Raw genomic sequence first — 22,852 nt, 5'->3', positions numbered from 1 at the left:
GATGATGGACCATGAAAAGGTAAACATCCTCCTGGTCGACGATCAGCCCGCCAAGCTGCTCGCCTATGAGGTGATCCTGAAGGAGCTCGGCGAGAATCTTGCGGTAGCGACCTCGGGCCGCGAGGCGCTGGAATATCTGCTCAAGAACGAGGTCGCGGTCATCCTGGTCGACGTCTGCATGCCGGAACTCGACGGCTTCGAGCTCGCTGCCATGATCCGCGAGCATCCCCGTTTCCAGAAGACCGCCATGATCTTCATCTCGGCGATCCAGGTCAGCGACATCGACCGGCTGCGCGGCTACGAGATGGGCGCGGTCGACTACGTTCCGGTGCCGGTCATCCCCGAGGTGTTGCGCGCGAAAATCAGGATCTTCGCCGAACTCTATCGCAAGACCCGGCAGCTCGAGCGGTTCAATGCCGAGCTCGAGGATCGCGTTCGCGCGCGCACCGCGGAGCTGGAGGAATCCACCGCAAGGCTCAAGGAAAGCGAACAGCGCCGCAGCCTGGCGCTCGCCGCCGGCAGCATGGGGTCCTGGGACTGGGACTGGATCAATGGCGACTGGATGTGGGACGAAGGCCAGTACCGCATCTTCGGGCTCGACCCGAAGAGCTTCGCGGTGACGACGGCGAATGTCGAGGCTCTGCTGCATCCGGACGATCTCGACGAATTGCGCAAGGCCATCGCCCAGTTCAGCAAGGGCGCACGGTCTTATGAGGCGGAGTTTCGGGTCACCCGGCCGGACGGCGAAGTCCGCTGGTGCGTCGGCACGGCGGCCGCGACCGTCGACAGGGCCGGCCGCGTGGCGCGCATCAGCGGCGTCACCGTCGATATCACCGAACGGAAACGCGCCGAGGAGCGCCAGAGCCTGCTGGCCCGGGAAGTCGATCACCGCGCCAAGAATGCGCTGGCGCTGGCCCAATCCATCGTCCGGCTGACGCGGGGCGAAACCATCAAGGCCTATGTCCAGGCCGTGGAGGGGCGGATCAGCGCGCTGGCGCGCGTGCACACCATTCTTTCGCTGTCGAGCTGGCAGGGCGCCGAAATTGGCAAGCTGGTGGACGAAGAGCTCGCCCCCTATGCGACCGGCGACCAGATCAGCTTCCGCGGCACCGACATTCAGCTGCAGCCCGCGACCGCGCAGACGCTGGCGCTGGTTTTGCACGAGCTCGTCACCAATTCGGCAAAATATGGCGCGCTGTCGACATTGTCCGGCCGGCTCTCCCTCCACTGGGGAATCGAGGGCGACGCTCTCGAACTGGTTTGGGAGGAGAAGGACGGCCCGCTGGTCGAAAAGCCGGCCTCGCGCGGCTTCGGAACCAGAAGCGTGATCGCCTCCATCGAATCCCAGCTCGGCGGACAGGCCGATTTCAACTGGCGCTCCGAAGGCCTGATCTGCCGCCTGTCGGTGCCGCTAACGCCGGATATCGCCACCCGGCAGCTCAACCCGCGACCTAGCCTCGCCGTGGGCGGCAGCCGGCTGAGCTAGCTTTATTCCCGTTGAGCCTTGCCATCCACGCGTCCGGGGCCTCATGGTTCGAGATGCGCGAAGACGCGCTCCTCACCATGAGGAACCAAGACCTCATCCTGAAGAGCATCGCCAACGGGTCGCGCGAATGCGCGCCCGATGACAGGCTCCGCGATGCGTCTCGAAGGATGGAGCCAAGGACCTGGGAAGTCCTGGCTTCGAGATTCCGGAATCAGTGGCTGATCATCCACGGACGTGCGGTCGGAAAACTCTTGCTGCCGGTCGCGGTTTTCTTGACCAGACGCGACGGCTTGGTCGAGCAGCAGCCGCAGCCTGGGCCGTGCGAGGCCTTGTACTCGCCGACGGTCTTGGGCGCGTTGGCCGAGCGCTCATTGGTGGCGTGGGCCTTGCGCTTGTCGGTGGGCATGCAGAAGAAATTCGGCGCGGTCAGGATCACCCTGGGCGCTTCGCCCGCGCATTGCGGGCAGTCCTGTGGCTCGTCGCATTCCGACATCGGCCGCATGTCGGTGAACGGGCCGCAATCGTTACAGAGATATTCATAGACCGGCATTTTGCTTCCCCTTGCGCAATTTTGGTGGCCGCGACAGCGGATGCGGGGCGGCGGATACGCGGCCGTCCCGCACCCCGTCGCGCAGGGATTACTTGTCCTGGGACAGCGGCATCTGGATGTCCCCCCTGATGTGTTTGATCGGGCCGGCCGACGACGGCATGATGTCGAAGTCGAAGATCTCCGTCGGTAGCCACAGCGTCGCGCAGGCGTTGGGCACGTCGACCACCCCGGAGATATGGCCCTGGCAGGGCGCGGTGCCGAGGATCGAATAGGCCTGCGCACCCGAATAGCCGAACTTCTTCAGATATTCGATCGCGTTCAAACAGGCCTGCCGATAGGCGATATGCACGTCGAGGTAGTGCTGCTTGCCGGCTTCGTCGACCGAGATGCCTTCGAAGATCAGGTAGTCCTTGTAGTTCGGCGTCACCGGCGACGGCTTGAATACGGGGTTCTTGATGCCGTATTTCGACACGCCGTCCTTGATGATTTCGACCTTGAGATGCAGCCAGCCGGCCATCTCGATCGCGCCGCAGAAGGTGATCTCGCCGTCGCCCTGGCTGAAGTGCAGATCGCCCATCGAGAGGCCGCCGCCGGGCACGTAGACCGGGAAGTAGATCTTCGAACCGCGCGACAGATCCTTGATGTCGCAATTGCCGCCATGCTCGCGCGGCGGCACCGTGCGGGCGCCTTCCGCCGCGGCCTTCGCCTTGGCGTCGCCCTTCAAGCGGCCCATGTGCGCGGTCGGGCCGAACGGCGGGTTGGCAAGCCCCGGCACCCGGGTCGGATTGGTCGCGATCAGAGCGGTCTCGCGCTCGTTCCAGGTCGCGAGCAGTTTCGGATCGGGCAGACAGCCGATCAGGCCGGGATGGATTAACCCCGCAAAATTAACGCCGGGAACGTGGCGCGAGGAGGTGTACATGCCCTTGAAGTCCCAGATCGACTTCTGCGCCAGCGGGAAGTGATCGGTCAGGAAGCCACCGCCGTTCTGCTTGGAGAAGAAGCCGTTAAAACCCCAGAGGCTTTCCTTCACCGGGCCGACGTCGAGCAGATCGACCACCAGCAGGTCGCCGGGCTCGGCGCCCTTGACGCCGATCGGGCCGGACAGGAAGTGCACGATCGACAGGTCGATGTCGCGCACGTCGTCGGCGGAGTCGTTGTTCTTGATGAAGCCGCCAGTCCAGTCGTAGGTCTCGACGATGAAGTCATCGCCGGGATTGACCCACGCCACCATCGGCACGTCCGGATGCCAGCGATTATGAATCATATCGTTATCGTAGGCCGATTGCGACAGATCGACCTTGATCAGTGTTTCTGGCATCAAAAGCTCCCCTTTTTACAAGCTGTTACGGTTAGACAGACAGATATTTCGAGACCTGCGCGGCATCGACGGTGTCACGCTTGTCGTCGCGCACGATCTCGCCGTTCTCGATCACGAGCACGCGGTCGGCGATATCGAGCGCGAAACTCAGCACCTGCTCGGAGACCACGATCGACAATCCGCGCTCGTCGCGAATGCGCTTCAGCGTGCGCGCCATGTCCTTGATGATCGAGGGCTGGATACCCTCGGTGGGCTCGTCCAGCAGCAGCACCTTCGGCTTGGTGACCAGCGCCCGTGCGATCGCGAGTTGCTGCTGCTGCCCGCCGGACAGGTTGCCGCCGCGGCGGTTCTTCATCTCCAGCAGCACCGGAAACAGCTCGTAGATGCTGCCCGGCACCTCGGTCTCGCCAGACACCACGAGGCCGGTCTCGATGTTCTCCTTCACCGTCATGGTGGAGAAGATCATCCGGCCCTGCGGCACGTAGGCGAGACCCTTGGCCACGCGTTCGTAGCTCTTCATGCTGGAGAGCTCGGCACCGTCCATCGACACCGAACCGCTCTTGGTCGGCACGATCCCCATCAGCGACTTCATCAGCGTGGTCTTGCCCATGCCGTTGCGGCCCATGATGGCCACGATCTCGTTTTGCGCCACCGAGACGTTGAGGCCGTGCAGCACCTCGCTCTGGCCGTAGGCAACGTGCAGATCGGAGATTGCCAGCATTGAAGCGTTCCTTATCCTTCACCGCGCATGATCTGGTCCGAAAACCGGACCCCACTTTTCGGGACCATGCTCTAATGCCCGAGATAGACTTCGATGACCTTGGGATCGTTCTTGACGTGATCCATCGTGCCCTCGGACAGGATCTGGCCCTGATGCAGGACCGTGACCTTGTGCGCGATGTCCTCGACGAATTTCATGTCGTGCTCGATCACCAGCACGGACCGATCCTTGATGATGCGGTTGAGCAGCTCGGCGGTCTTGACGCGCTCGCTGACGCTCATGCCGGCAACCGGCTCGTCCAGCATCAGCAATTCCGGATCCTGGATCAGCAGCATGCCGATCTCGAGCCATTGCTTCTGGCCGTGGCTGAGCAGTTCGGCGTTCACGTCGAGCCGGTCCTTCAGGAAGATCATTTCGGCGACCTCGTGGACCCGGTCGCGCACCACGGCATCGCGCGTGAAGGTCAGCGCGCCGAACACGGTGCGGCCGCGCGGAAACGATATCTCGAGATTCTCGAACACGGTGAGGTCGTCGTAGATCGACGGGGTCTGAAACTTTCGTCCCACGCCGGCCTGCACGATCTGGTTCTCCTTCAATTTAGTGAGCTCCTGGCCGCGGAACTGGATCGAGCCGGAGGTCGCCTTGGTCTTGCCGCAGATCAGGTCGAGCACCGTGGTCTTGCCGGCGCCGTTGGGACCAATGATGACGCGGATCTCGTTCTCCTCGACATAGAAGGAGAGATCGTTGACCGCCTTGAAGCCGTCGAAGGAAACCGTGAGCGCTTCGACCGCAAGCAGGAACTCCTTGGGCTGATGGCCTATGAGCATGATCTATCTCCTCATTCCGCCGGTGCGCCGTCGGCAACCGACTTGTCGGTCCAGCCGCCGGGTTTCGATTTGCCAGAGGTGAACAGCCGGGCGATCTGGGGCGCCACATAGTCGCTCCAGATCCCGGCCAGGCCGTTCGGGAAGGCGAGAACGACCGCGATGAACAGGCCGCCGAGCCCGAACAGCCACAGTTCCGGGAAAGATTCCGACAGGCTGGTCTTGGCGAAGTTGACGAGCAGCGTGCCGTAGACCGCGCCCAGGATCGAGAGCCGGCCGCCTACCGCGGTGTAGATCACCATTTCGATCGACGGCACGATGCCGACAAAGGACGGCGACATGAAACCGACATTGAGCGCGAACATGGCGCCGCCGACCGCGGAAAACATGGCGGCGACGCAGAAGGCGAAGATCTTGAAGTTCGCGACGCTGTAGCCGGAGAAGCGAACCCGGTCCTCCTTGTCGCGCATCGCCACCAGGATGCGGCCGAGCTTGGAGTGCCGGATGAATTGGGCGATGAAGATGCAGACGAACAGGCAGCCCACCTCGAAGAAGTAGAGCACGATCTTGGCGTGGTCCGGCCGGATGTCCCATCCCTTCAGGGTGCGCAGGTCGGTCATGCCGTTGATGCCGCCGGTGTAGCCCTGCTGGCCCACGATCAGGATGGTCAGGATGGCGGCGACCGCCTGGGTGATGATGGCGAAATAGGTGCCGCCGACACGGCGTTTGAACATCGCCGCACCGATGATCAGGGCAAACAGGCCGGGCACCAGGATGATGGCGAAGACGGTGAAGGTGAGGCTGTGGAAGGGCTGCCAGAACAGCGGCAGCGAGGTGATCTGGTTCCAGTCCATGAAATCGGGGATGCCGGGCGTCGACTGGATCTTGGTGTTCTCGACGCTGGAGGCTTCGAGCTTGAGGAACATCGCCATGCAGTAGCCGCCGAGCCCGAAGAACACGCCCTGCCCGAGGCTCAGGATGCCGCCGTAGCCCCAGCAGATCACCAGCCCCAGCGCCACGAAGGCGTAAGTGAGGTATTTCGCGACCAGATTGAGTCTGAAGACATCGAGGCAGAGCGGAAGGATCACCACCAAGAAAGCGGCGAGCAGCAAAATTCCGATCAGCTCCGATTTATTGACAAAGCGATTGTCGGTCATGGCTTCAGCCCTTTTGTTATTTGCGGACCTTGAGGGCGAACAGACCCTGCGGCCGCAGCATCAGGATTCCGACAACGGCAAGCAACGTGAGGACCTTTGCCATCGAGCCCGACATGAAGAACTCGAGCGTCGACTGCGTCTGCGAGATGCTGAATGCGGATGCGATGGTGCCGAGCAGGCTCGCGGCTCCGCCGAACACCACCACCAGGAAGGTATCGACGATGTAGAGCTGGCCCGAGGTCGGCCCGGTCGAGCCGATCATGGTGAAGGCGCTTCCGGCGACGCCGGCGATGCCGCAACCGAGCGCGAAGGTGTAGCGGTCGACCTTCTCGGTATTGATGCCGACCGCGCCGGCCATGATGCGGTTCTGCACGACGGCGCGGACCTGGCGGCCCCAGCGCGACTTGTACATGACGTAGGCGACCGCGATGGTGATCAGAACCGTCAGGCACATCACGAAGATGCCGTTGATCGGCACCTCGATGCTGTCGGATACATGCAGCGAGCCGAGCATCCACTGCGGCAGCTCGACGCCGACCTCGCGCGCACCGAAGATCGAGCGATAGGCCTGCTGCAGGATCAGGCTCAGGCCCCAGGTGGCGAGCAGCGTATCGAGCGGACGCTTGTAGAGGTGACGGATCAGCGCCCACTCCACCAGCATGCCGAGCGCCCCGGACGCTATGAAGGCCAATATCATCGCCAGGAAGAAGTAGCCGGCGAACAGGCCCGGAAGGTAGGCCTGGAAGAAATTCGACGTCATCCAGGTGACGTAGGCGCCGAGGATCATGAACTCGCCATGCGCCATGTTGATGACGCCCATCTGGCCGAAAATGATCGCAAGACCGAGCGCCATCAGCACGTAGACGGAGAACAGGATCAGGCCGGCAAAGCCCTGCATGACGAAGATGGAGCCGAGATCACCAATCGAATAGTCGCCGAACATCGATGTCCTCCGTCAGGGGATAAGTCCCGCGCCGCGAGATGATTCGCGACGCGGGGGTCTTGAGCGCGGATTGACGATCCGCGCCAGGGAGCGGCTTGGGAAAAGCGCGATTGAAGGGCGAGCGCTTACTGGTAGCCCTTCGGGAACGGATCCGGCTCGACCAGATCGGCGGTTTCGAAGACCAGTTCGAACTGGCCGTCGAGCTTGGCACGACCGACCCGGGTCTTGGACCACAGATGGTGGTTTTCATGGATCCGCACGTAGCCTTCGGGCGCACCCTTGAATTCGATTCCGGGCGAAGCCGCCGCGATCTTGTCGACATCGAAGCTTCCAGCTTTCTCGGCCGTTAACTTCCACAGCCACGGGCCGAGATAGGCGGCCTGCGTCACGTCGCCGATCACCGTCTTCTCGCCCCACATTTTCTTGAAGGCCGGAACGAACAGCTTGTTGTTCGGATTGTCGAGCGACTGGAAGTACTTCATGCAGGCATAGGCGCCCGCGATGTTCTCGCCGCCGATGCCGTCGATTTCGTCTTCGGTCACCGAGATCGTCAGCAGCGTCTGCTTCGACAGGTCGATACCGGCCGCCTTGAGCTGCTTGTAGAATGCGACGTTCGATCCGCCGACGACGTCGGTGAAGATCACATCAGGCTTGGTCAACTTGATCTTGTTGATGACCGAGTTGAACTGGGTGTTGCCGAGCGGATAATATTCTTCGCCGACGACCTTGCCCTTCAGCACGTTCTCGACGTGCTTGCGCGCGATCTTGTTCGACGTGCGCGGCCAGATGTAGTCCGAGCCGATGAAGAAGAACGATTTCGCGCCCTTTTCTTTGGCGACCCAGTTCAGGCCAGCGAGAATCTGCTGGGTGGCTTCCTGACCGGTGTAGATGACGTTCTTGGACTGCTCGAGGCCTTCATAGAAGGTCGGGTAGTAGAGCATGCCATTATATTGTTCGAGGACCGGCAGCACGGCCTTGCGGGAGGCCGAGGTCCAGCAACCCATGATCGCCGCGACCTTGTCGTTGACGAGAAGCTTCTTGGCCTTTTCCGCGAAGGTCGGCCAATCGCTGGCGCCGTCTTCCTGGATGATCTTGATCTTGCGGCCAAGGATGCCGCCAGCTTCGTTGATCTGCGAGATGGCGAGCTTTTCGGACTCGATCGACCCGGTTTCCGAGATCGCCATGGTGCCGGTGGCCGAATGCAGGATGCCGCAGGTGACTTCAGTATCGGTAACCGCGAGACCGGTGGTGTTGATCGCGGAGGTTGCCGGCACTTCCGCAAAAGATGGGCGAGGAAGCATGGTTAAGGCGGGAATCGCCGCCATTCCCATGAGCAGCTTGCGGCGGAATGCCGACTGCAGCCCCTGTTTGTTGTCGTCTGACATGTTTACCCCGTTGGTGTTCGAGTACGCGTTATTGGCGGGGTCGAGGATTACTGAAATTGTGCAGTGCACAGATACGCAAGATCGCGTATATTGCACCGCAAAATAGCGACGTAGATTTTTAGGCGGGCTTTGCAGGGTAAGGCTCTGGGGGTCAGGAGTACCGAAGTGGCAGGGCGGCAGCGGATAGACCGCGTCAGGCGCCAATATAATCAATGGGTTGCCAACCAGACGCTGGAAGATTACGCGCTGCGCTTTACAGCCAAGAGCGCGCGGCGCTGGTCCGCCGCCCGCGTCGCCAACACCGCGCTGGGCGCGATCTCGTTCCTGGCGCTGGAGGCGATCGGCGGCACCATTACCCTCAACTACGGTGTCACCAATGCCACCGCGGCGATCCTGGTCGTCAGCGTCATCATCTTCTGCTGCGGCCTACCGATCGCCTATCACGCCGCCAAATGCGGCATCGACATCGATCTGTTAACCCGCGGCGCCGGCTTCGGCTATATCGGCTCGACCATCACCTCGCTGATCTACGCCTCGTTCACCTTCATCTTCTTCGCTATCGAGGCGGTCATTCTCGCAACCGCCCTCGAGCTGTGCTTCGGCATCCCGCGCCCGATCGGCTATCTCATCAGCGCCGTCGTCATCATCCCGCTGGTCACCCACGGCATCACGCTGATCAGCCGGTTCCAGTTGTGGACACAGCCGCTCTGGATCATTCTTCACATCCTGCCCTTTGCGGCGATCGCCTGGGCCAATCCGCACTCTTTCGTGGAGTGGAGAAATTTCCCCGGCGAGCATGGCAACCTTTCGGGGCATCTCGATCTCCTGCTGTTCGGCACCGCCGCTTCGGTGGTGTTCTCGCTGGTGGCGCAGATCGGCGAGCAGGTCGACTTCCTGCGGTTTCTGCCGCGCGACCGCCGGACCTCGAAGACCTCCTGGTGGATCGCGCTGTTGAGCGCCGGCCCCGGCTGGATCATTCTCGGTTCGCTCAAACTGCTGGCCGGATCGTTCCTGGCCTATTTTGCCCTGAGCCATGGCGTCACCTACGAGCATGCCGCCGAACCGGCGCACATGTATCTGGAGGCCTTCCGCTACGTGCTGTCGGAGCCGGATCTCGCGCTGGCGCTGACCGGCACCTTCGTCATCCTGTCGCAGCTGAAGATCAACGTTACCAACGCCTACGCCGGTTCGATCGCATGGTCGAACTTCTTTTCCCGCCTCACCCACAGCCATCCCGGCCGCGTGGTCTGGCTGGTCTTCAACGTGGTGGTGGCGCTGCTGTTGATGGAGATCGGCGTCTACAAGGCGCTCGAACAGACGCTGGCGCTTTATTCCAACGTCGCGATCGCCTGGGTCGGCGCGCTGGTTTCGGACCTCGTGGTCAACAAGCCGCTCGGCTTGCGGCCGCCGCACATGGAATTCAAGCGCGCGCATCTCTACGACATCAATCCGGTCGGCGTCGGCGCCATGACGATCGCCACCGTGGTCTCGATCACCGCGTTCTATGGCCTGTTCGGCTCGACGGCGAAAGCGCTGGCGCCGTTCGTCGCGCTGATTGTCGCCTTCGTCACCGCGCCGCTGATCGCCTATTTGACCGACGGCAAGTATTATATCGCGCGCAAGCCGAGACGCAGCTGGCAGAACATCGAAGCGATCCAGTGCTGCATTTGCGAGCATTCGTTCGAGCCCGAGGACATGGCGTCCTGCCCTGCCTATGCCGGCCCAATCTGCTCGCTGTGCTGTTCGCTCGACGCCCGCTGCCAAGATCTCTGCAAGCCGCACGCGCGGATCCAGGCGCAGATCTCGGAAACCCTCGGCAAGCTGCTGCCGCAACCGATCTACGCGCGGATCAATTCGCAGCTCGGGCATTATCTCGGGGTGTTCGCGGTTTCCGCCGGCCTGGTCGGACTGACGCTCGGGCTGATCTATCTGCAGACCTCGGCGACGGTTCACGCCGACAATCTGCAGCTCTCCGAAGTGCTGTGGAAGGTGTTCTTCGCACTGACCATCATCATCGGGGTCGTGGCCTGGCTGTTCGTGCTGGCGCAGCAGAGCCGGCGCGCGGCGGAAGCCGAAACACGGCGGCAGACCACGCTTCTGATTCAGGAGATCGACGCCCACAAGCGCACCGACACCGAATTGCAGCGCGCCAAGGAGGTCGCCGAGTCGGCCAATCTGGCGAAGAGCCGCTATGTCGTGGGCTTGAGCCATGAACTACGCTCGCCGCTGAACGCAATTTCCGGCTACGCGCAATTGCTGGAGCAGGATTCCAGCCTGCCGCCAAAGCCGCGCGACCAGGTCCGCGTCGTCCGCCGCAGCGCCGACCATCTGTCAGGGCTGATCGACGGCATTCTCGACATTTCCAAGATCGAGGCCGGCCGGCTGTATCTGTCGCGCGACCAAGTCCGGCTCAGCGAATTCCTCGATCAGCTGGTCGGCATGTTCCGGCTGCAGGCCGCCGCCAGGGGCATCGATTTCATCTTCAAGCGCCCGGCGGTGCTGCCGGTCGTGGTCTATGCCGACGAGAAGCGGCTGCGCCAGATCCTGATCAATCTGTTGTCGAATGCCATCAAGTTCACGCAAACCGGCAGCGTGCAGTTCGTGGTTCATTACCGCAGCCCGGTCGCCGAGTTCGAAGTGATCGACACCGGCCCGGGCATCCAGGCAGGCGACCTTGAGCGCATCTTCGCGCCCTTCGAGCGCGGTGCGCTCGGCGTGTCGCAGCCGCAGACCGGGACCGGTCTGGGGCTGACCATCAGCCGGCTGCTGGCGGGCGTGATGGGTGGCGATATAAGGGTGACCTCCACGGTCGGGACCGGCAGCAATTTTCGCGTCAAGATCCTGCTGTCGGAGGTAACCAATCCGACGCGGATCGCGCCGGTCAACGCGCCGCTGTTCGGCTATCACGGCCCGCGCAAGACCATCCTGGTCACCGACGACGATCCGGTACAGCGCGACCTCTTGCGCGAAGTGCTGACGCCGCTCGGCTTTATCCTGTTGAGCGCGCCGGACGGACCCGGCTGCCTTGCGCTCGCCCAGCATTGCCGGCCCGATTTGTTTCTGCTGGATATCTCGATGTCCGGCATGGACGGATGGACGGTGGCGGAGACGCTGCGTGCGACCGGGCATCACCAGGCCCGCATCCTGATGGTTTCGGCGAGCGCGCTGGAGGCACACGGCACGCCGCTGGCGCAGCCTTTCCACGACGGCTACCTGATGAAGCCGATCGATATTCCGAGGCTGCTGGAGCTGATCCGCCAGCTGCTCAAGATCGAATGGCAATATGAAACCAACGAGACCGTGGTCCCGCGCTGGAAACCGGACTCGGGCTCGCGGCCGCCGGTGAAGCATGTCGAGGAACTGATCGGTCTTGGCCAGCTCGGCTATATCAGGGCGATCCAGGTCAAGCTGGACGAGATCGGAACCGATTATCCCGAACATGCCGACTTCGTTTCGCAAATGCGCTCGCTGGTCGATCGCTTCGATCTGGATCAGTACATGGCAACCCTGAAAACCCTGCATTCGTATGATCACTGAGCCGAAAAAGCGCGACATCGCGCTCGTTGTCGATGATTCCCCGGAGACGCTGCGGCTCTTGACCGACGCGCTCGACGGCGCGGGCATGACCGTCATGGTCGCGATGGACGGCGCGGCGGCGATGCGGATCGTCGACCAGATCACGCCCGACATCGTTCTGCTCGACGCCGTGATGCCGGGCATCGACGGTTTCGAAACCTGCCGGCGTCTCAAGCGCGACGCGGGCTTGAGCAACGTGCCGGTGATCTTCATGACGGGCCTTGCGGAGACCGAACACATCGTGCGCGGGCTGGAGGCCGGCGGCGTCGACTACGTGACAAAGCCGATCGTGATCGAGGAGATGCTGGCGCGGATCAGGGTTCATCTCGCCAATGCCCGGCTGACCCAGAGCGCCCGCGCGGCGCTCGATGTGTCCGGCCGTTTTCTGCTCGCCGTCAACCGGCTGGGCACGATCATGTGGGCGACGCCGCAGGCGCAGAAGCTGTTGTCGGCCAATCTCGCGGCCAGTCCCAACGACGAACTGGTGCTGCCCGAGCCCATGCTGCAATGGCTCGAACAGGCGCAGAACGGCAAGAGCGGGTCGAAGACGCCGGCGATGGCGTCATTCCCCGACAATGAGCAGCTGCAGCTGCAGTATATGGGCAAGCTCGGCCCGAACGAATTCCTGCTGCGGCTCGCCAAGGAGTCCAGCACCAACCTGCCCGCCGAATTCTCCAGCGAACTCGGCCTGACGACGCGGGAGGGCGAGGTGCTGTCGTGGCTGTCGAAAGGCAAGACCAACCGCGACATCGCGCAGATCCTGGGCTTGAGCCCGCGGACAGTCGACAAGCATCTCGAGCAGATCTACGCCAAGCTCGGCGTCGAGAACCGCACCGCCGCCGCCGCCATTGCGACCAGCGCGAGCCGGCGGAATTCGTGAACGGCGCTGGGCCGACCTCTCCCCGTGGGAGAGATGGCTGCTGCCGTCAATCGTAGACGAACGCGGAATCGTCGAGATCAATCGCCGGAATTTCGTCCTTCTCGGCCCAGTAGTCCTGGCTGTGCTGCCATTCCGGCTTGTCGCCGCGCTTCGGCAACAGGTTCATGCTGCGCATCATGTAGCCCGGATTGAAGTTTTCGGGATCGATCCAGGACAACAGCGGCATGTTGTGATCTTCCGGCCGCAAACCCGGCACGATCTTGCCGGCACCCTTCTCCTTCATGTGCGCGAGCAGACGGCAGACGAAATCCGCCACCAGATCGGTGCGCAGCGTCCAGCTCGCGCGGAAATAGCCGAACACCCAGACCATGTTCGGCACGCCCGTGAACATCATGCCGCGATAGGTGACGGTGTCGCCGAAATTCAGCGGCTTGCCGTCGATGGAAAAAGCGATATCGCCGAGCACACAGAGATCGAACCCGGTCGCGGTGACGACGATATCGGCGTCGAGCTCCTGACCCGATTTCAGCCGAATGCCTTTTTCGGTAAAGCGGTCGATCTCGTCGGTGACGACGCTCGCTCTGCCGCTCTTGATGCCCAGAAACAGATCGGCGTCGGGAACGAAGGCGATGCGCTGCCGCCACGGCCGGTATTTCGGCGTGAAGTGCTTTTCCACGTCGTAGTCGGGACCGAGCACCGCGGTGATCTGGCTGATCAACTCCTTCTTGACCAGCTCCGGCTCGGCGATGCAGCGGCGCGTGAACGCATCCTGCTCGAACAGGATCTTGCGGCGCACGATCTCGTGGATCCATTCCTCCCTGACCTGGAGCTGCCGCAGCGTCTCGGCGAGCTCGATGGCGTTGCGGCCGACCCTAAAATAGGTCGGCGAACGCTGCAGCATGGTGACATGGGCGCATTTGCCGGCGATCGCGGGAATCAGCGTCGCGGCGGTGGCGCCCGAGCCGATCACCACCACCTTCTTGTCCGCAAGCTCGATATCCTCGGGCCAGAGTTGCGGATGGACGACGCGGCCCTTGAACTTGTCCATGTCAGGCCATTGCGGCGTGTAGCCCTGGGAATGGCGATAATAGCCCTGGCACATCCAGAGGAAATTCGCGGTGAAATTCACCGGCTCGCCGCTGTCGGTCCGCACCGCTTCAATGGTCCACAGATTGGTCGCGCTCGACCAGCTCGCGCGTTCGATCCGGTGCCGGTAGCGAATGTGCTTGCCGAGATCGTTCTCGACGATCACCTCGCCCATGTAGGACTTGATTTCCTCGGAGGTCGCGATCGGCGGTCCGACCCACGGCTTGAAGCGGTAGCCGAACGTGTGCAGATCGCTGTCGGAGCGGATTCCCGGATATTTGTGGGTCAGCCAGGTGCCGCCAAAACTCTCCTGGCTCTCCAGAATGACCAAGCTTTTGTCGGGAAGCTGCTGGGTCAAATGATAGGCGCTGCCGATGCCGGAAATGCCGGCGCCGATGATCAGGACGTCGAAATGTTCAGCCGCCTTCGAGGACGATGCAGCGCGGACGGCGGTCATGACATTCATGGTTATTTCTTCCCGTTGTTTTTTTACAGACTTTTGTTGGCTGAGGCTGGACCCGATCCGCGCTCATGGCAACCCATCGGGGCGCCGGACAAAACGACATAGATCAACCCGTTCGGATTTCACAAGCCCGCGCCCCATTGCCGTGCCGTCTGCAGGATCCAGTCGCGGTACAGCGTCAGCGGCGTGACGCCGGTCAGGCCGCCGCAGCCCGCGGCGCCGTTCGCGCCCGTCGACCAGCTGACGACGCCGACGAGAGCGGCGCCGGCTAGGCGGTCCTCGAACACCGGGCCGCCGGAATCCCCGGTACAGGCGCCGAGCCCGTCGCTTGTCCCTTGCGTGAGTGGATCGACCAGGCGGATCTGCAAGGTGCCGGGCTTACCGGTGGCGATGAGGCCTGCGGCGCGAACGATGCCGCCGCTAGAGCCCTCGCCGCGAATGGTGACGCCGACACCGGCGACGGTGAAGCGGCTGCCCACGACAATCGGAATCTGCGGCGTGCCAAGCACGGCCGGCATTTTCCCTTGCGGGACCGCATCGAGCTGCAGCAGCGCCACGTCGGCGGTGGCGCGATGGGCCAGCATCGCCTGCATGTTGAAGCCGGGATGGATGGCGACGGTCCGCACATCCCGCAACACCGGCTTCTGGTCCGCGCCATATTCGACGATCTTGTAGGTCGCGCCGGGCTGCACGCAATGCGCCACCGTCAGCACCAATTTCGGTGCGATCAGGGTGCCGGTGCAGAAATTGCCGCGCGAGCCGACGATGGTGACGACGGAGCGGCCGACACCCTGGGCCGACGGCACCCCGCCGCCGACGATGGCGTGCGCGGGCACGGCGAGCAGCACACCCGCCAGCGCGATGGCCACAAATTTCATCGGACGGAAATAGCCGCCGGCGATCCGGTCACGCATAGAGTTCGCTGTATTCCCGGCCATAGGCCGCATAGGAATCCTTGATGCTGGCGAGATTCAACAGCATCGACGCGACCGGCGCATCGCCGGACGCGAACACAGAGGTCCGCACCCACAGGCTCTCGGTCCGGCGGCTGCCGCTGAGTGCGATCACCTCGCGCTCGGTCTGATAATCCTCGCCCACGAACAAAGGACCGCGCACGAGCCGGATCTCCTGATCGGCGAACAAGCCGACCGCCGGCCCCCGCAGCGGCGGGCGGTCCTCCTTCGAGCGGTATTGAAACAGTACGCTGAGCATCTCGATCGGGATGATCGGCCGGCCCCAGGGATTTTTAGAGCCATTGTCGTTGTTCCGATACCAGGGACTCGGCTCGGTGATCACCTTGAGCTTGCCGGCGAGCGAGAATGGATAGAGGTCGCCCATGTTCTGATCGAAATCCATCCGCACCGTCTGGCGGCCGGTCTTCATCCCGACCTTGACGTCGCGCAGGATCACGGGATCGGCCAGCGGCTTCAGCTCAGCCAGCCGCTGCTCCAGCGCGGTCGGCAGCTTGCCCACGCCCACCGACGCGGTGCCGCGCAACACTTCGGTGCCGTCGCGTTTCACCATCTGGATGGCGCTCTGAGTCTCGCCCGGTTCGGGCTTGGCCAAAATCGCCTGCACTTCCTCACCTTCGAAAGAGGGATTGCGGTAATGCGCCGAGAGGCATCCGGTTTCGAACCACGCTTGTCCCCACAGCCGTTCGCACAGCGGCGCGAACTGGCTGAAATGCGTCGGCCCCTCGATGGTCCCGCCCTGAAAGCCCAGTTTCTGCGCGGTGGCATCGTCATGGATCGAGGCGTGGGAATCGTAGATTTGGGCATGGAGCATCTGGTGCGGCAGGCGCCAGGGGCCTGCCAGCGAATCCGCACTTTCCGCAATCGTCGTCTCGAAGGCTTTCATGGGATTTCCCTGGGGCTGACGGGGCAACTTACAGGAAGGCGTAACCGACGCCAAATTCCGTGGCACGGGCAAGCCGCCGCGGGCGGGCTGGTCCGCGCAGGAACGTCGTGCTAGCCGTTGCTCGAGCAGTAGGTTGGCAGGATGGAAAAAATAATGGTCGAGGCCGTGATCTGGGATTTCGGCGGGGTGCTCACAACCTCGCCGTTCGAGGCGTTTGCGCGGTTCGAGCGCGAGCGCGGGCTGCCCGCCGATATCATCCGGCGCACCAATGCCCTCAACCACCACGAAAATGCCTGGGCGCAATTCGAGCGCGCCGAACTGGACATCGAAGCGTTCGATTCCCTGTTCGCCGAAGAATCGCTGGCGCTGGGCGCCGAGGTACGCGGCAAGGACGTGCTGCCGCTGCTGTCGGGCGATCTGCGGCCCGAGATGGTCGAGGCGCTCCGCCGCGTCAAGGCAAATTTCAAGACCGGGTGCATCACCAACAATCTTCCCGCCAACGCGATCGGCAGCCACTCCGGCCGCTCGCTCTATGTCGCCGAGGTGATGGCGCTGTTCGATCACATCATCGAGTCCGCCAAGATCGGCTTGAGGAAGCCCGATCCGCGCATCTACCGGATGATGACCGAGCAGCTCAACGTCGATCCCAAAGATTGCGTCTATCTCGACGATCTCGGCGTCAATTTGAAACCGGCGCGCGAGATGGGCATGACCACCATCAAGGTGGTTGACGCACCGCAGGCGATCGCCGAGCTAGAGGCCGCAACGGGACTGGCGCTGCGGTAGCGCGTTTTCGAAGCTCGTCCTGAGAGGATTCGCTTTTTCGTGATGGCCGGGCTTGTCCCGGCCATCCACGCCTTTCTTGCCGGCGTGCCGCCAGGACGTGGATGCCCGGCACAAGGCCGGGCATGACGAACTTTGCAGGCGATTTCAGTCACCCCGCCCTGATCATATCCGCGGCCTTCTCGCCGATCATGATCGAGGGCGCGTTGGTGTTGCCGCCGATCAGGGTCGGCATGATGGAGGCGTCGACCACCCGCAGGCCCTGCACGCCGTTGACCCGCAATTGCGGATCGACCACGGCCAACTCGTCCGTGCCCATGCGCACCGTGCCGACGGGATGGTACACGGTGTCGGAGCGACGGCGCAGGGCGCCGCGGATTTCGTCGTCGGTGCGGACATCAGCGGCGAACATGTCCCCGGTCCGCCATTTCGCCAGCGGCTCGGCGTCCATGATGCGGCGGGTGATCTTGAATGCCTTGACCATGACCTCGAGATCGTCGGGGGAATCGTAGAATTTCGGATCGATCGCCGGGACCGCGGCCGGATCGGCGCTGCTCAGCGTCACGCTGCCGCGGCTCCTGGGGCGCAGCAGGCAGACATGGCAGCCGAAGCCATGGCCGAGATGCCGGTTGCGGCCGTGATTGTCGGCCATCGCCACACTGAAGTGCAGCTGGATGTCGGGCACTGCGAGGTTCGGGTCGGTCTTGAGAAAGCCGCCGCATTCGGCGACGTTCGAGGTGACCATGCCGACGCCGTCGCGCTTGTAGCGTCCGATCTCCTTCCAGAGATGGCGCAGGCCTGCGAACGAAATGCCAAAGTTGTGCAGGCTTTTCGACCTGTAGCTGAAGGCATAGTCGATATGGTCCTGCAGGTTCTGGCCGACGCCCGGCGAGTGATGCACGACATTAATGCCAAAACCTTTCAGATCCGCCGCGTTGCCGATGCCCGACAGCATCAGCAATTGCGGCGACTGGAACGCGCCGCTGGAGACGATGACCTCCGCTTTCGCCCGCACCGATTCCGGCTTGCCGTCGCGGCTGTATTCGACGCCGATCGCGCGCTTGCTGTCGAACAGGATCTTGCGGGCCGGCGCGCCGGTGACGACCTTGAGGTTCGGCCGCGACAGGTTCGGCTCGAGATAGGCGCGTGCCGCGCTCCAGCGTTCACCGTTCTTCTGGGTGACCTGATAGACGCCCAGTCCCATCTGGTGCGCGCCGTTGAAATCGGAATTCATCGGAAGCTGCAGTTGGCGGCCGGCTTCCAGAAAATGCTCCTGGAACGGATTGGAGGTCCTGATGCCGGCGACGTTGAGCGGACCGCCGGTGCCGTGAAAGTCGTCCTGCACCACCTCATTGTTTTCAGCCTTTTTGAAATAGGGCAGCACGTCGTTGTAGGACCAGCCGGTGTTGCCCAACGCCGCCCAGCCGTCATAGTCGGAGCGATGGCCGCGGATATAGACCATGGCGTTGATCGCGCTCGATCCGCCCAGCGCCTTGCCGCGCGGTTGGTAGCCCTTGCGGCCGTTCAGCCCCGGCTGCGGCACGGTCTGGAACGCCCAGTTGTTGGTCTTGGAAGGCACCATGATCGCGATGCCCATCGGCGCCTTGACCACCCAGTTGTTGCCGGCGCCGCCGGCTTCCAGCAGGCACACCCGCACCTTCGGATTTTCGCTGAGACGGCTGGCCACCACGCAGCCGGCCGATCCGCCGCCGACAACGACATAGTCGAACTCTTCCACCGGCGTACCCCCCGTTTTGTCTTCTTGATTGGCCCGAGGCCTTGGCATGAGTTCCACATCAAGCGGCGCGGTTCGTCAACAACCTTGGATGCTTGACTTGCCAATTCGAGCATGACGCTGCGTTGAATCGGCGGCGAGCCTCGCTGGTCACCTCGCCCCGCTTGCGGGGAGAGGTCGGATTCTCGCGTTAGCGAGAATCCGGGTGAGGGGGAGTCTCAGCATACAGATGTTCAGAATTTACTGAGAGAGCCCCTCACCCCAGCCCTCTCAGAGCGAGCTTCGCTCGTCTCGACCCCGCGAAGAGCGGGGAGAGGGAGAAAATTCCTTCCGCGGGGCGCCGGCTTCAGCCGCTCACCGCAGCGCGGCGGCGATGTTGCCGCCGTCGACGGTGGTCACGTCGGCGGTGGTTTTCAGCGCCAGCGCCTGCGCCAGGAACGCCTGCGCCACATCCTCGGCCGCGACTTCCCGGCCCAAGAGATTGCCCCGCATATAGTCCTTTTCGCTGAGGCCGCGCGCTTTTGAACGCTGCGCGATCATGTCTTCGGTCAAGAGGCCCGAGCGGATCCGGTCGGCGTTGACGGCGTTGGCGCGAATGCCCTCGTTGCCGTAATCCACCGCGTATTGCCGCACCAGAAACAGCGTCGCCGCCTTCGGCAGGCCATAGGGCCCGAAATCGGGCCCGGGATTGACCGCCTGTTTGGAGACATTGAACAACAGGCAGCCGCCCGTGCCCTGCGCCCGCATGATTTTGACCGCCGCCTGCGCGACGCGCTGGTGACCATAGAAATTCAGCTCAAAACTTTCCCGCAGCACCGCTTCGTCGACCTCGCCGATCCGGCCCTGCCAGGCGGCACCGGCATTCGACACGGCGATGTCGACCCCGCCGAAGCCGGCCGCGACTTGCGCAAACGCGTCCTTCACCGATGCGGCGTCGGTGACATCGCAGCGAAGGCCCAGCGCCGCGCCGCCGATCGCCCTGGCCTTTGCCTGCGCCGCGGCCTCGTCGACATCCAGCAGCGCCACCTCGGCACCTGCCGCCGCGAACGCTTTCGCCGTTGCAAATCCTATGGCGCCGCCGGCGCCGGTGATGACCGCAACCTGCCCCGCCAGCGGCAATTCCCTGGCGCCGCCGAGTTTGGCCTGTTCGAGCGACCAGTATTCGACATCGAACAGATCGGCCTCCGGCAGCGGCTCGAAGCGCCCGACGGCTTCGGCATCGGTGATCGTGGCAATCGCGGCTTCCGCGAGATCGGCGGCGATCCTCGCGTCCTTGCTGCTGCGGCCGAGCCCGAACAAGCCGACGCCGGGCACCAGAATGACGCGCGGCGCCTGGTCAAGTATCGTCTTGATGCCGCCGACGCGTGCATTGTTGCGCCCAAAATAGTCCCTGTAGGTTTCGCCATAGGCAGCGACGGCGTCGCGGACCGCGCGCTTGAAGCCGGCGAGATCGCCCTGTTCGGGCGTTGCGACCACCAGTGGCTTGTTCTTGATGCGGATGTTATGGTCCGGCGTCACCACGCCGGCCTGGCCGTAGCGCACGACCTCCGCGCCGTTGACAAAGTTCATCACCGCATCGTCGCCGCGAAACTCCAGCACGAAGCGCTTCCAGGCGCCGTCGGTCCTGTTGTCCGGCAGGCTGCAGGCACCGCGGATGATCGGCGCGACGTCGGCGAGACGCGCCGGCCGGGCCGGCAGTTTTGCGCTGACGAAAGCCGGCTTGCGCTGTCTGGCCAGTCGTTCCTCGGCCAATGTCACCAGCGCGATCATGCGCTCATAGGCTTGCCGCGCATCGGCCCCGAAACTGAAAATGCCGTGCTTGACCAGGACCAGGCCCTCGACTGAGGGATCGGCGTCGAACATTTGCGCCGCGGCCTTTGCGAGACCAAAGCCCGGCATCAGATACGGCACGTAACCGACGCGCGCGCCATAAACCTCGCGGCACAGGGCCTCGCCGTCGGGCTGGTCGGTGAGCGCGAGCACCGCGGTGGAATGGGTATGGTCGATGAATTTGTGCGGGATGAAGGCATGCAGCAGCGCCTCGACCGACGGATTGGGCGATGCCGGGTCGATCAGATTGGCGCGCTGCAGCCGCACCATGTCCTCGTCGGAAAGTTTTTCACGCGCACGCAGCCTCAAGAGGGGAGCAAGGCGCACCGCCGGCAGGCCGGCGGGCTCGATCGTGCCCATGTCCCAGCCGGAGCCTTTTACGCAGAGCACCTCGACGTTCTCGCCGTTGAGATCGGCAATGGTGGTCTTCACCGACGTGTTGCCGCCACCATGCAGCACCAGCCGCGGATCCTGGCCCAACAGCCGCGTGGTGTAGACGCGCAAGCCCACATCGCGTCCGAGCTTTTCGTAGCGGGCCACGGCGGTTTCCGCGTCGCGATCGATCCAGGCGCTCTGCATCAGCTGTCTTCCTTGGTTACTCGGCCGCGGTCGCGTTTCTCTCGGGAAAGGCGGCTGCGAGCGCTGCGCGGTTCGCTTTGAGCACGCCGCGCTCGGTGATCAATCCCGTCACCAGCCGCGCCGGCGTCACGTCGAACCCGTAATTGGCGACCGGCGAACCGTCCGGCACGATCCGTACCGTCTCGATCCGCCCATCGGCGGTGCGCCCCGTCATATCGGTCACTTCGTCGGGCCCGCGCTGCTCGATCGGAATTTCCGCAATCCCGTCGGCGACGGAGAAATCGATCGTCGGCGACGGCAGCGCCACATAGAACGGCACGCCATTGTCATGCGCGGCGAGGGCCTTGAGATACGTGCCGATCTTGTTGCAGACATCGCCATTGGCGGTGACACGGTCGGTGCCGACGATGACGAGATCAACCATCCCGTGCTGCATCAGATGGCCGCCGGTGTTGTCGGGGATCACGGTGTGCGGCACGCCGTGATGGCCGAGCTCCCAGGCGGTCAGCGACGCACCCTGGTTGCGCGGACGGGTCTCGTCGACCCAGACATGGACGGCATGGCCGCTGTCGTGCGCCAGATAGATCGGCGCCGTCGCGGTGCCCCAGTCCACGGTGGCGAGCCAGCCGGCGTTGCAATGGGTCAGCACATTGACGCGCTCGCCATGCTTCTTGGTCGCGGCAATCGCCTTGATCAGCGCAATGCCGTGCTCGCCGATGCCCCGGTTGATGGCGATGTCATCCTCGGAAATCTCGGCGGCGCGCGAATAGGCCGCCGCGGTCCGGTCCGACGGCGGCAGCGGCCGCAGCAGCGAGGCCATCTCGTCCAGCGCCCATTTCAGGTTGATCGCGGTCGGCCGCGTCGCGATCAGCGTTCGATAGGCGCGATCGAGCGCGGCGTCGGAGGGATCGGCCCGCATCGCCAGCGCCATCCCGAAGGCGGCGGTCGCGCCGATCAGCGGCGCACCGCGCACCAGCATGGACTTGATCGCGTCCGCCGCGGCGTCGCAACTCGTCAGCCGCTCCACCGCAAAATGGTGCGGCAGCCGGCGCTGATCGATCGCGCTGACGGTCGCGCCGTCGGGCTCGAGCCAGATACTGCGGATATGCCTGCCGTCGACCTTCATGATGCCGCGTTGCTCCCTTCTTCTACCCCTCTCTCGCGCGGGGAATTGTATCCTGACGAATACAGGTCAGATAGATCGTTTGCTCGTCCAGCGTTCTTGCGCAACCGCGTCCGTCCATGCGGTCCCTAGCGGGAGCAGCGTAATCCAGGTCTCCGCGAGCTTTCCATCCTCGATCCGGTAGCTTTGCATGCCTGCCCGGCTGCGGCGCTCGCCGGATTGCGGATCAGGCCAAACGAACGAAAAGCGGAACCACGCGCGATCATCTGTGAACAAGTGATCGTACACGACTACGCGGGTACCCGGTCGCTCCCGATGGACAGCCGCGAGCTCGGCCGCGTAGGCCTCCAGCGTCACCGTCCGGTCGCCCTTTTCATCGTGCCGGATATAGTGCTGGCCCACGCAAGTCGGAATCAGATCGTATTGGCCCTCATGCCAGACCCGCTCCCATCGGTCGAACAGCGCGGACACCTCAGACATCGACGAACTCCTCATTGCTCCATCCTTCGAGACGCACGCTGGCGCGTGCTCCTCAGGAGGAGGTCCTCTGGACCGT

18 protein-coding genes are annotated in these 22,852 nt (G+C 63.4%); 4 read left to right on the top strand and 14 right to left on the bottom strand.

Going from position 1 to position 22,852, the window contains the following annotated elements; translation table 11 throughout:
- Window positions 1-4: 4 nt before the first annotated feature.
- Window positions 5-1,486: an HWE histidine kinase domain-containing protein gene (locus B5525_RS12755; RefSeq protein WP_079573287.1), complete on the top strand. Its 1,482-nt coding sequence runs from the start codon at window positions 5-7 to the stop codon at window positions 1,484-1,486.
- A 211-nt stretch (window positions 1,487-1,697) separates the two neighbouring features.
- Here B5525_RS12755 and B5525_RS12750 read toward each other — a convergent pair whose 3' ends face one another.
- From B5525_RS12750 to urtA, 7 genes are all read right to left on the bottom strand, one after another.
- Entirely contained in the window at window positions 1,698-2,036 is a 339-nt protein-coding gene (locus B5525_RS12750) for an FmdB family zinc ribbon protein (protein WP_079566323.1), read from the bottom strand.
- A gap of 88 nt (window positions 2,037-2,124) precedes the next feature.
- Window positions 2,125-3,354: a formamidase gene (gene fmdA, locus B5525_RS12745; RefSeq protein ID WP_079566322.1), complete on the bottom strand. Its 1,230-nt coding sequence runs from the start codon at window positions 3,352-3,354 to the stop codon at window positions 2,125-2,127.
- Between the two features lie 31 nt (window positions 3,355-3,385).
- Entirely contained in the window at window positions 3,386-4,075 is a 690-nt protein-coding gene (gene urtE / locus B5525_RS12740; RefSeq protein ID WP_079566321.1) for an urea ABC transporter ATP-binding subunit UrtE, read from the bottom strand.
- A 71-nt stretch (window positions 4,076-4,146) separates the two neighbouring features.
- Entirely contained in the window at window positions 4,147-4,902 is a 756-nt protein-coding gene (urtD, locus tag B5525_RS12735) for an urea ABC transporter ATP-binding protein UrtD (RefSeq protein ID WP_079566320.1), read from the bottom strand.
- An 11-nt stretch (window positions 4,903-4,913) separates the two neighbouring features.
- On the bottom strand, window positions 4,914-6,056 hold the full coding sequence (gene urtC, locus B5525_RS12730) for an urea ABC transporter permease subunit UrtC (RefSeq protein ID WP_079566319.1): 1,143 nt from the start codon (window positions 6,054-6,056) through the stop codon (window positions 4,914-4,916).
- A 16-nt stretch (window positions 6,057-6,072) separates the two neighbouring features.
- The gene (urtB, locus tag B5525_RS12725; RefSeq protein ID WP_079566318.1) at window positions 6,073-6,999 is read right to left on the bottom strand and encodes an urea ABC transporter permease subunit UrtB; all 927 of its coding nucleotides are present in this window, start codon (window positions 6,997-6,999) and stop codon (window positions 6,073-6,075) included.
- 125 nt (window positions 7,000-7,124) lie between these two features.
- Window positions 7,125-8,384: an urea ABC transporter substrate-binding protein gene (gene urtA / locus B5525_RS12720; protein ID WP_079566317.1), complete on the bottom strand. Its 1,260-nt coding sequence runs from the start codon at window positions 8,382-8,384 to the stop codon at window positions 7,125-7,127.
- A gap of 165 nt (window positions 8,385-8,549) precedes the next feature.
- On the opposite strand from urtA, the gene B5525_RS12715 reads away from it, so the two are divergent.
- Both B5525_RS12715 and B5525_RS12710 read left to right on the top strand, forming a co-directional pair.
- Entirely contained in the window at window positions 8,550-11,921 is a 3,372-nt protein-coding gene (locus B5525_RS12715) for a hybrid sensor histidine kinase/response regulator (protein ID WP_079566316.1), read from the top strand.
- Entirely contained in the window at window positions 11,911-12,840 is a 930-nt protein-coding gene (locus tag B5525_RS12710) for a response regulator transcription factor (protein ID WP_079566315.1), read from the top strand. The genes B5525_RS12715 and B5525_RS12710 overlap by 11 nt, the downstream gene beginning before the upstream one ends.
- A 46-nt stretch (window positions 12,841-12,886) precedes the next feature.
- Here B5525_RS12710 and B5525_RS12705 read toward each other — a convergent pair whose 3' ends face one another.
- The 3 genes from B5525_RS12705 to B5525_RS12695 all read right to left on the bottom strand — a co-directional run bounded on the left by B5525_RS12705 (window position 12,887) and on the right by B5525_RS12695 (window position 16,246).
- Window positions 12,887-14,392, bottom strand: a complete 1,506-nt coding sequence (locus B5525_RS12705) for a flavin-containing monooxygenase (protein ID WP_079566314.1) — start codon at window positions 14,390-14,392, stop codon at window positions 12,887-12,889.
- A gap of 119 nt (window positions 14,393-14,511) precedes the next feature.
- Complete coding sequence (locus tag B5525_RS12700; protein WP_079573285.1) at window positions 14,512-15,267, bottom strand: S1 family peptidase; 756 nt, start codon at window positions 15,265-15,267, stop codon at window positions 14,512-14,514.
- 28 nt (window positions 15,268-15,295) lie between these two features.
- On the bottom strand, window positions 15,296-16,246 hold the full coding sequence (locus B5525_RS12695; protein WP_079566313.1) for a hypothetical protein: 951 nt from the start codon (window positions 16,244-16,246) through the stop codon (window positions 15,296-15,298).
- A gap of 153 nt (window positions 16,247-16,399) precedes the next feature.
- Here B5525_RS12695 and B5525_RS12690 point away from each other — a divergent pair, with 153 nt between their 5' ends.
- Window positions 16,400-17,032: an HAD-IA family hydrolase gene (locus tag B5525_RS12690; protein ID WP_079566312.1), complete on the top strand. Its 633-nt coding sequence runs from the start codon at window positions 16,400-16,402 to the stop codon at window positions 17,030-17,032.
- 148 nt (window positions 17,033-17,180) lie between these two features.
- On the opposite strand, the gene B5525_RS12685 is transcribed toward B5525_RS12690, so the two are convergent.
- From B5525_RS12685 to B5525_RS12670, 4 genes are all read right to left on the bottom strand, one after another.
- Window positions 17,181-18,767 carry a GMC family oxidoreductase gene (locus tag B5525_RS12685; protein ID WP_244567885.1) on the bottom strand — a complete coding sequence of 529 codons (1,587 nt, stop codon included), beginning with the start codon at window positions 18,765-18,767 and terminating at the stop codon, window positions 17,181-17,183.
- 351 nt (window positions 18,768-19,118) lie between these two features.
- On the bottom strand, window positions 19,119-21,173 hold the full coding sequence (locus tag B5525_RS12680; protein WP_079566310.1) for a bifunctional aldolase/short-chain dehydrogenase: 2,055 nt from the start codon (window positions 21,171-21,173) through the stop codon (window positions 19,119-19,121).
- A gap of 16 nt (window positions 21,174-21,189) precedes the next feature.
- On the bottom strand, window positions 21,190-22,299 hold the full coding sequence (gene mtnA / locus B5525_RS12675) for an S-methyl-5-thioribose-1-phosphate isomerase (RefSeq protein WP_079566309.1): 1,110 nt from the start codon (window positions 22,297-22,299) through the stop codon (window positions 21,190-21,192).
- A gap of 66 nt (window positions 22,300-22,365) precedes the next feature.
- Complete coding sequence (locus B5525_RS12670) at window positions 22,366-22,776, bottom strand: nuclear transport factor 2 family protein (protein WP_079566308.1); 411 nt, start codon at window positions 22,774-22,776, stop codon at window positions 22,366-22,368.
- Window positions 22,777-22,852: the final 76 nt, after the last annotated feature.

Origin of the sequence: Bradyrhizobium erythrophlei (assembly GCF_900129505.1) — a bacterium.
GTDB classification, from domain to species: Bacteria; Pseudomonadota; Alphaproteobacteria; order Rhizobiales; family Xanthobacteraceae; genus Bradyrhizobium; species Bradyrhizobium erythrophlei_D.
The sequence above is the reverse complement of the archived record's forward strand: the minus strand, read 5'-3'. Positions and strand labels throughout refer to the sequence as shown.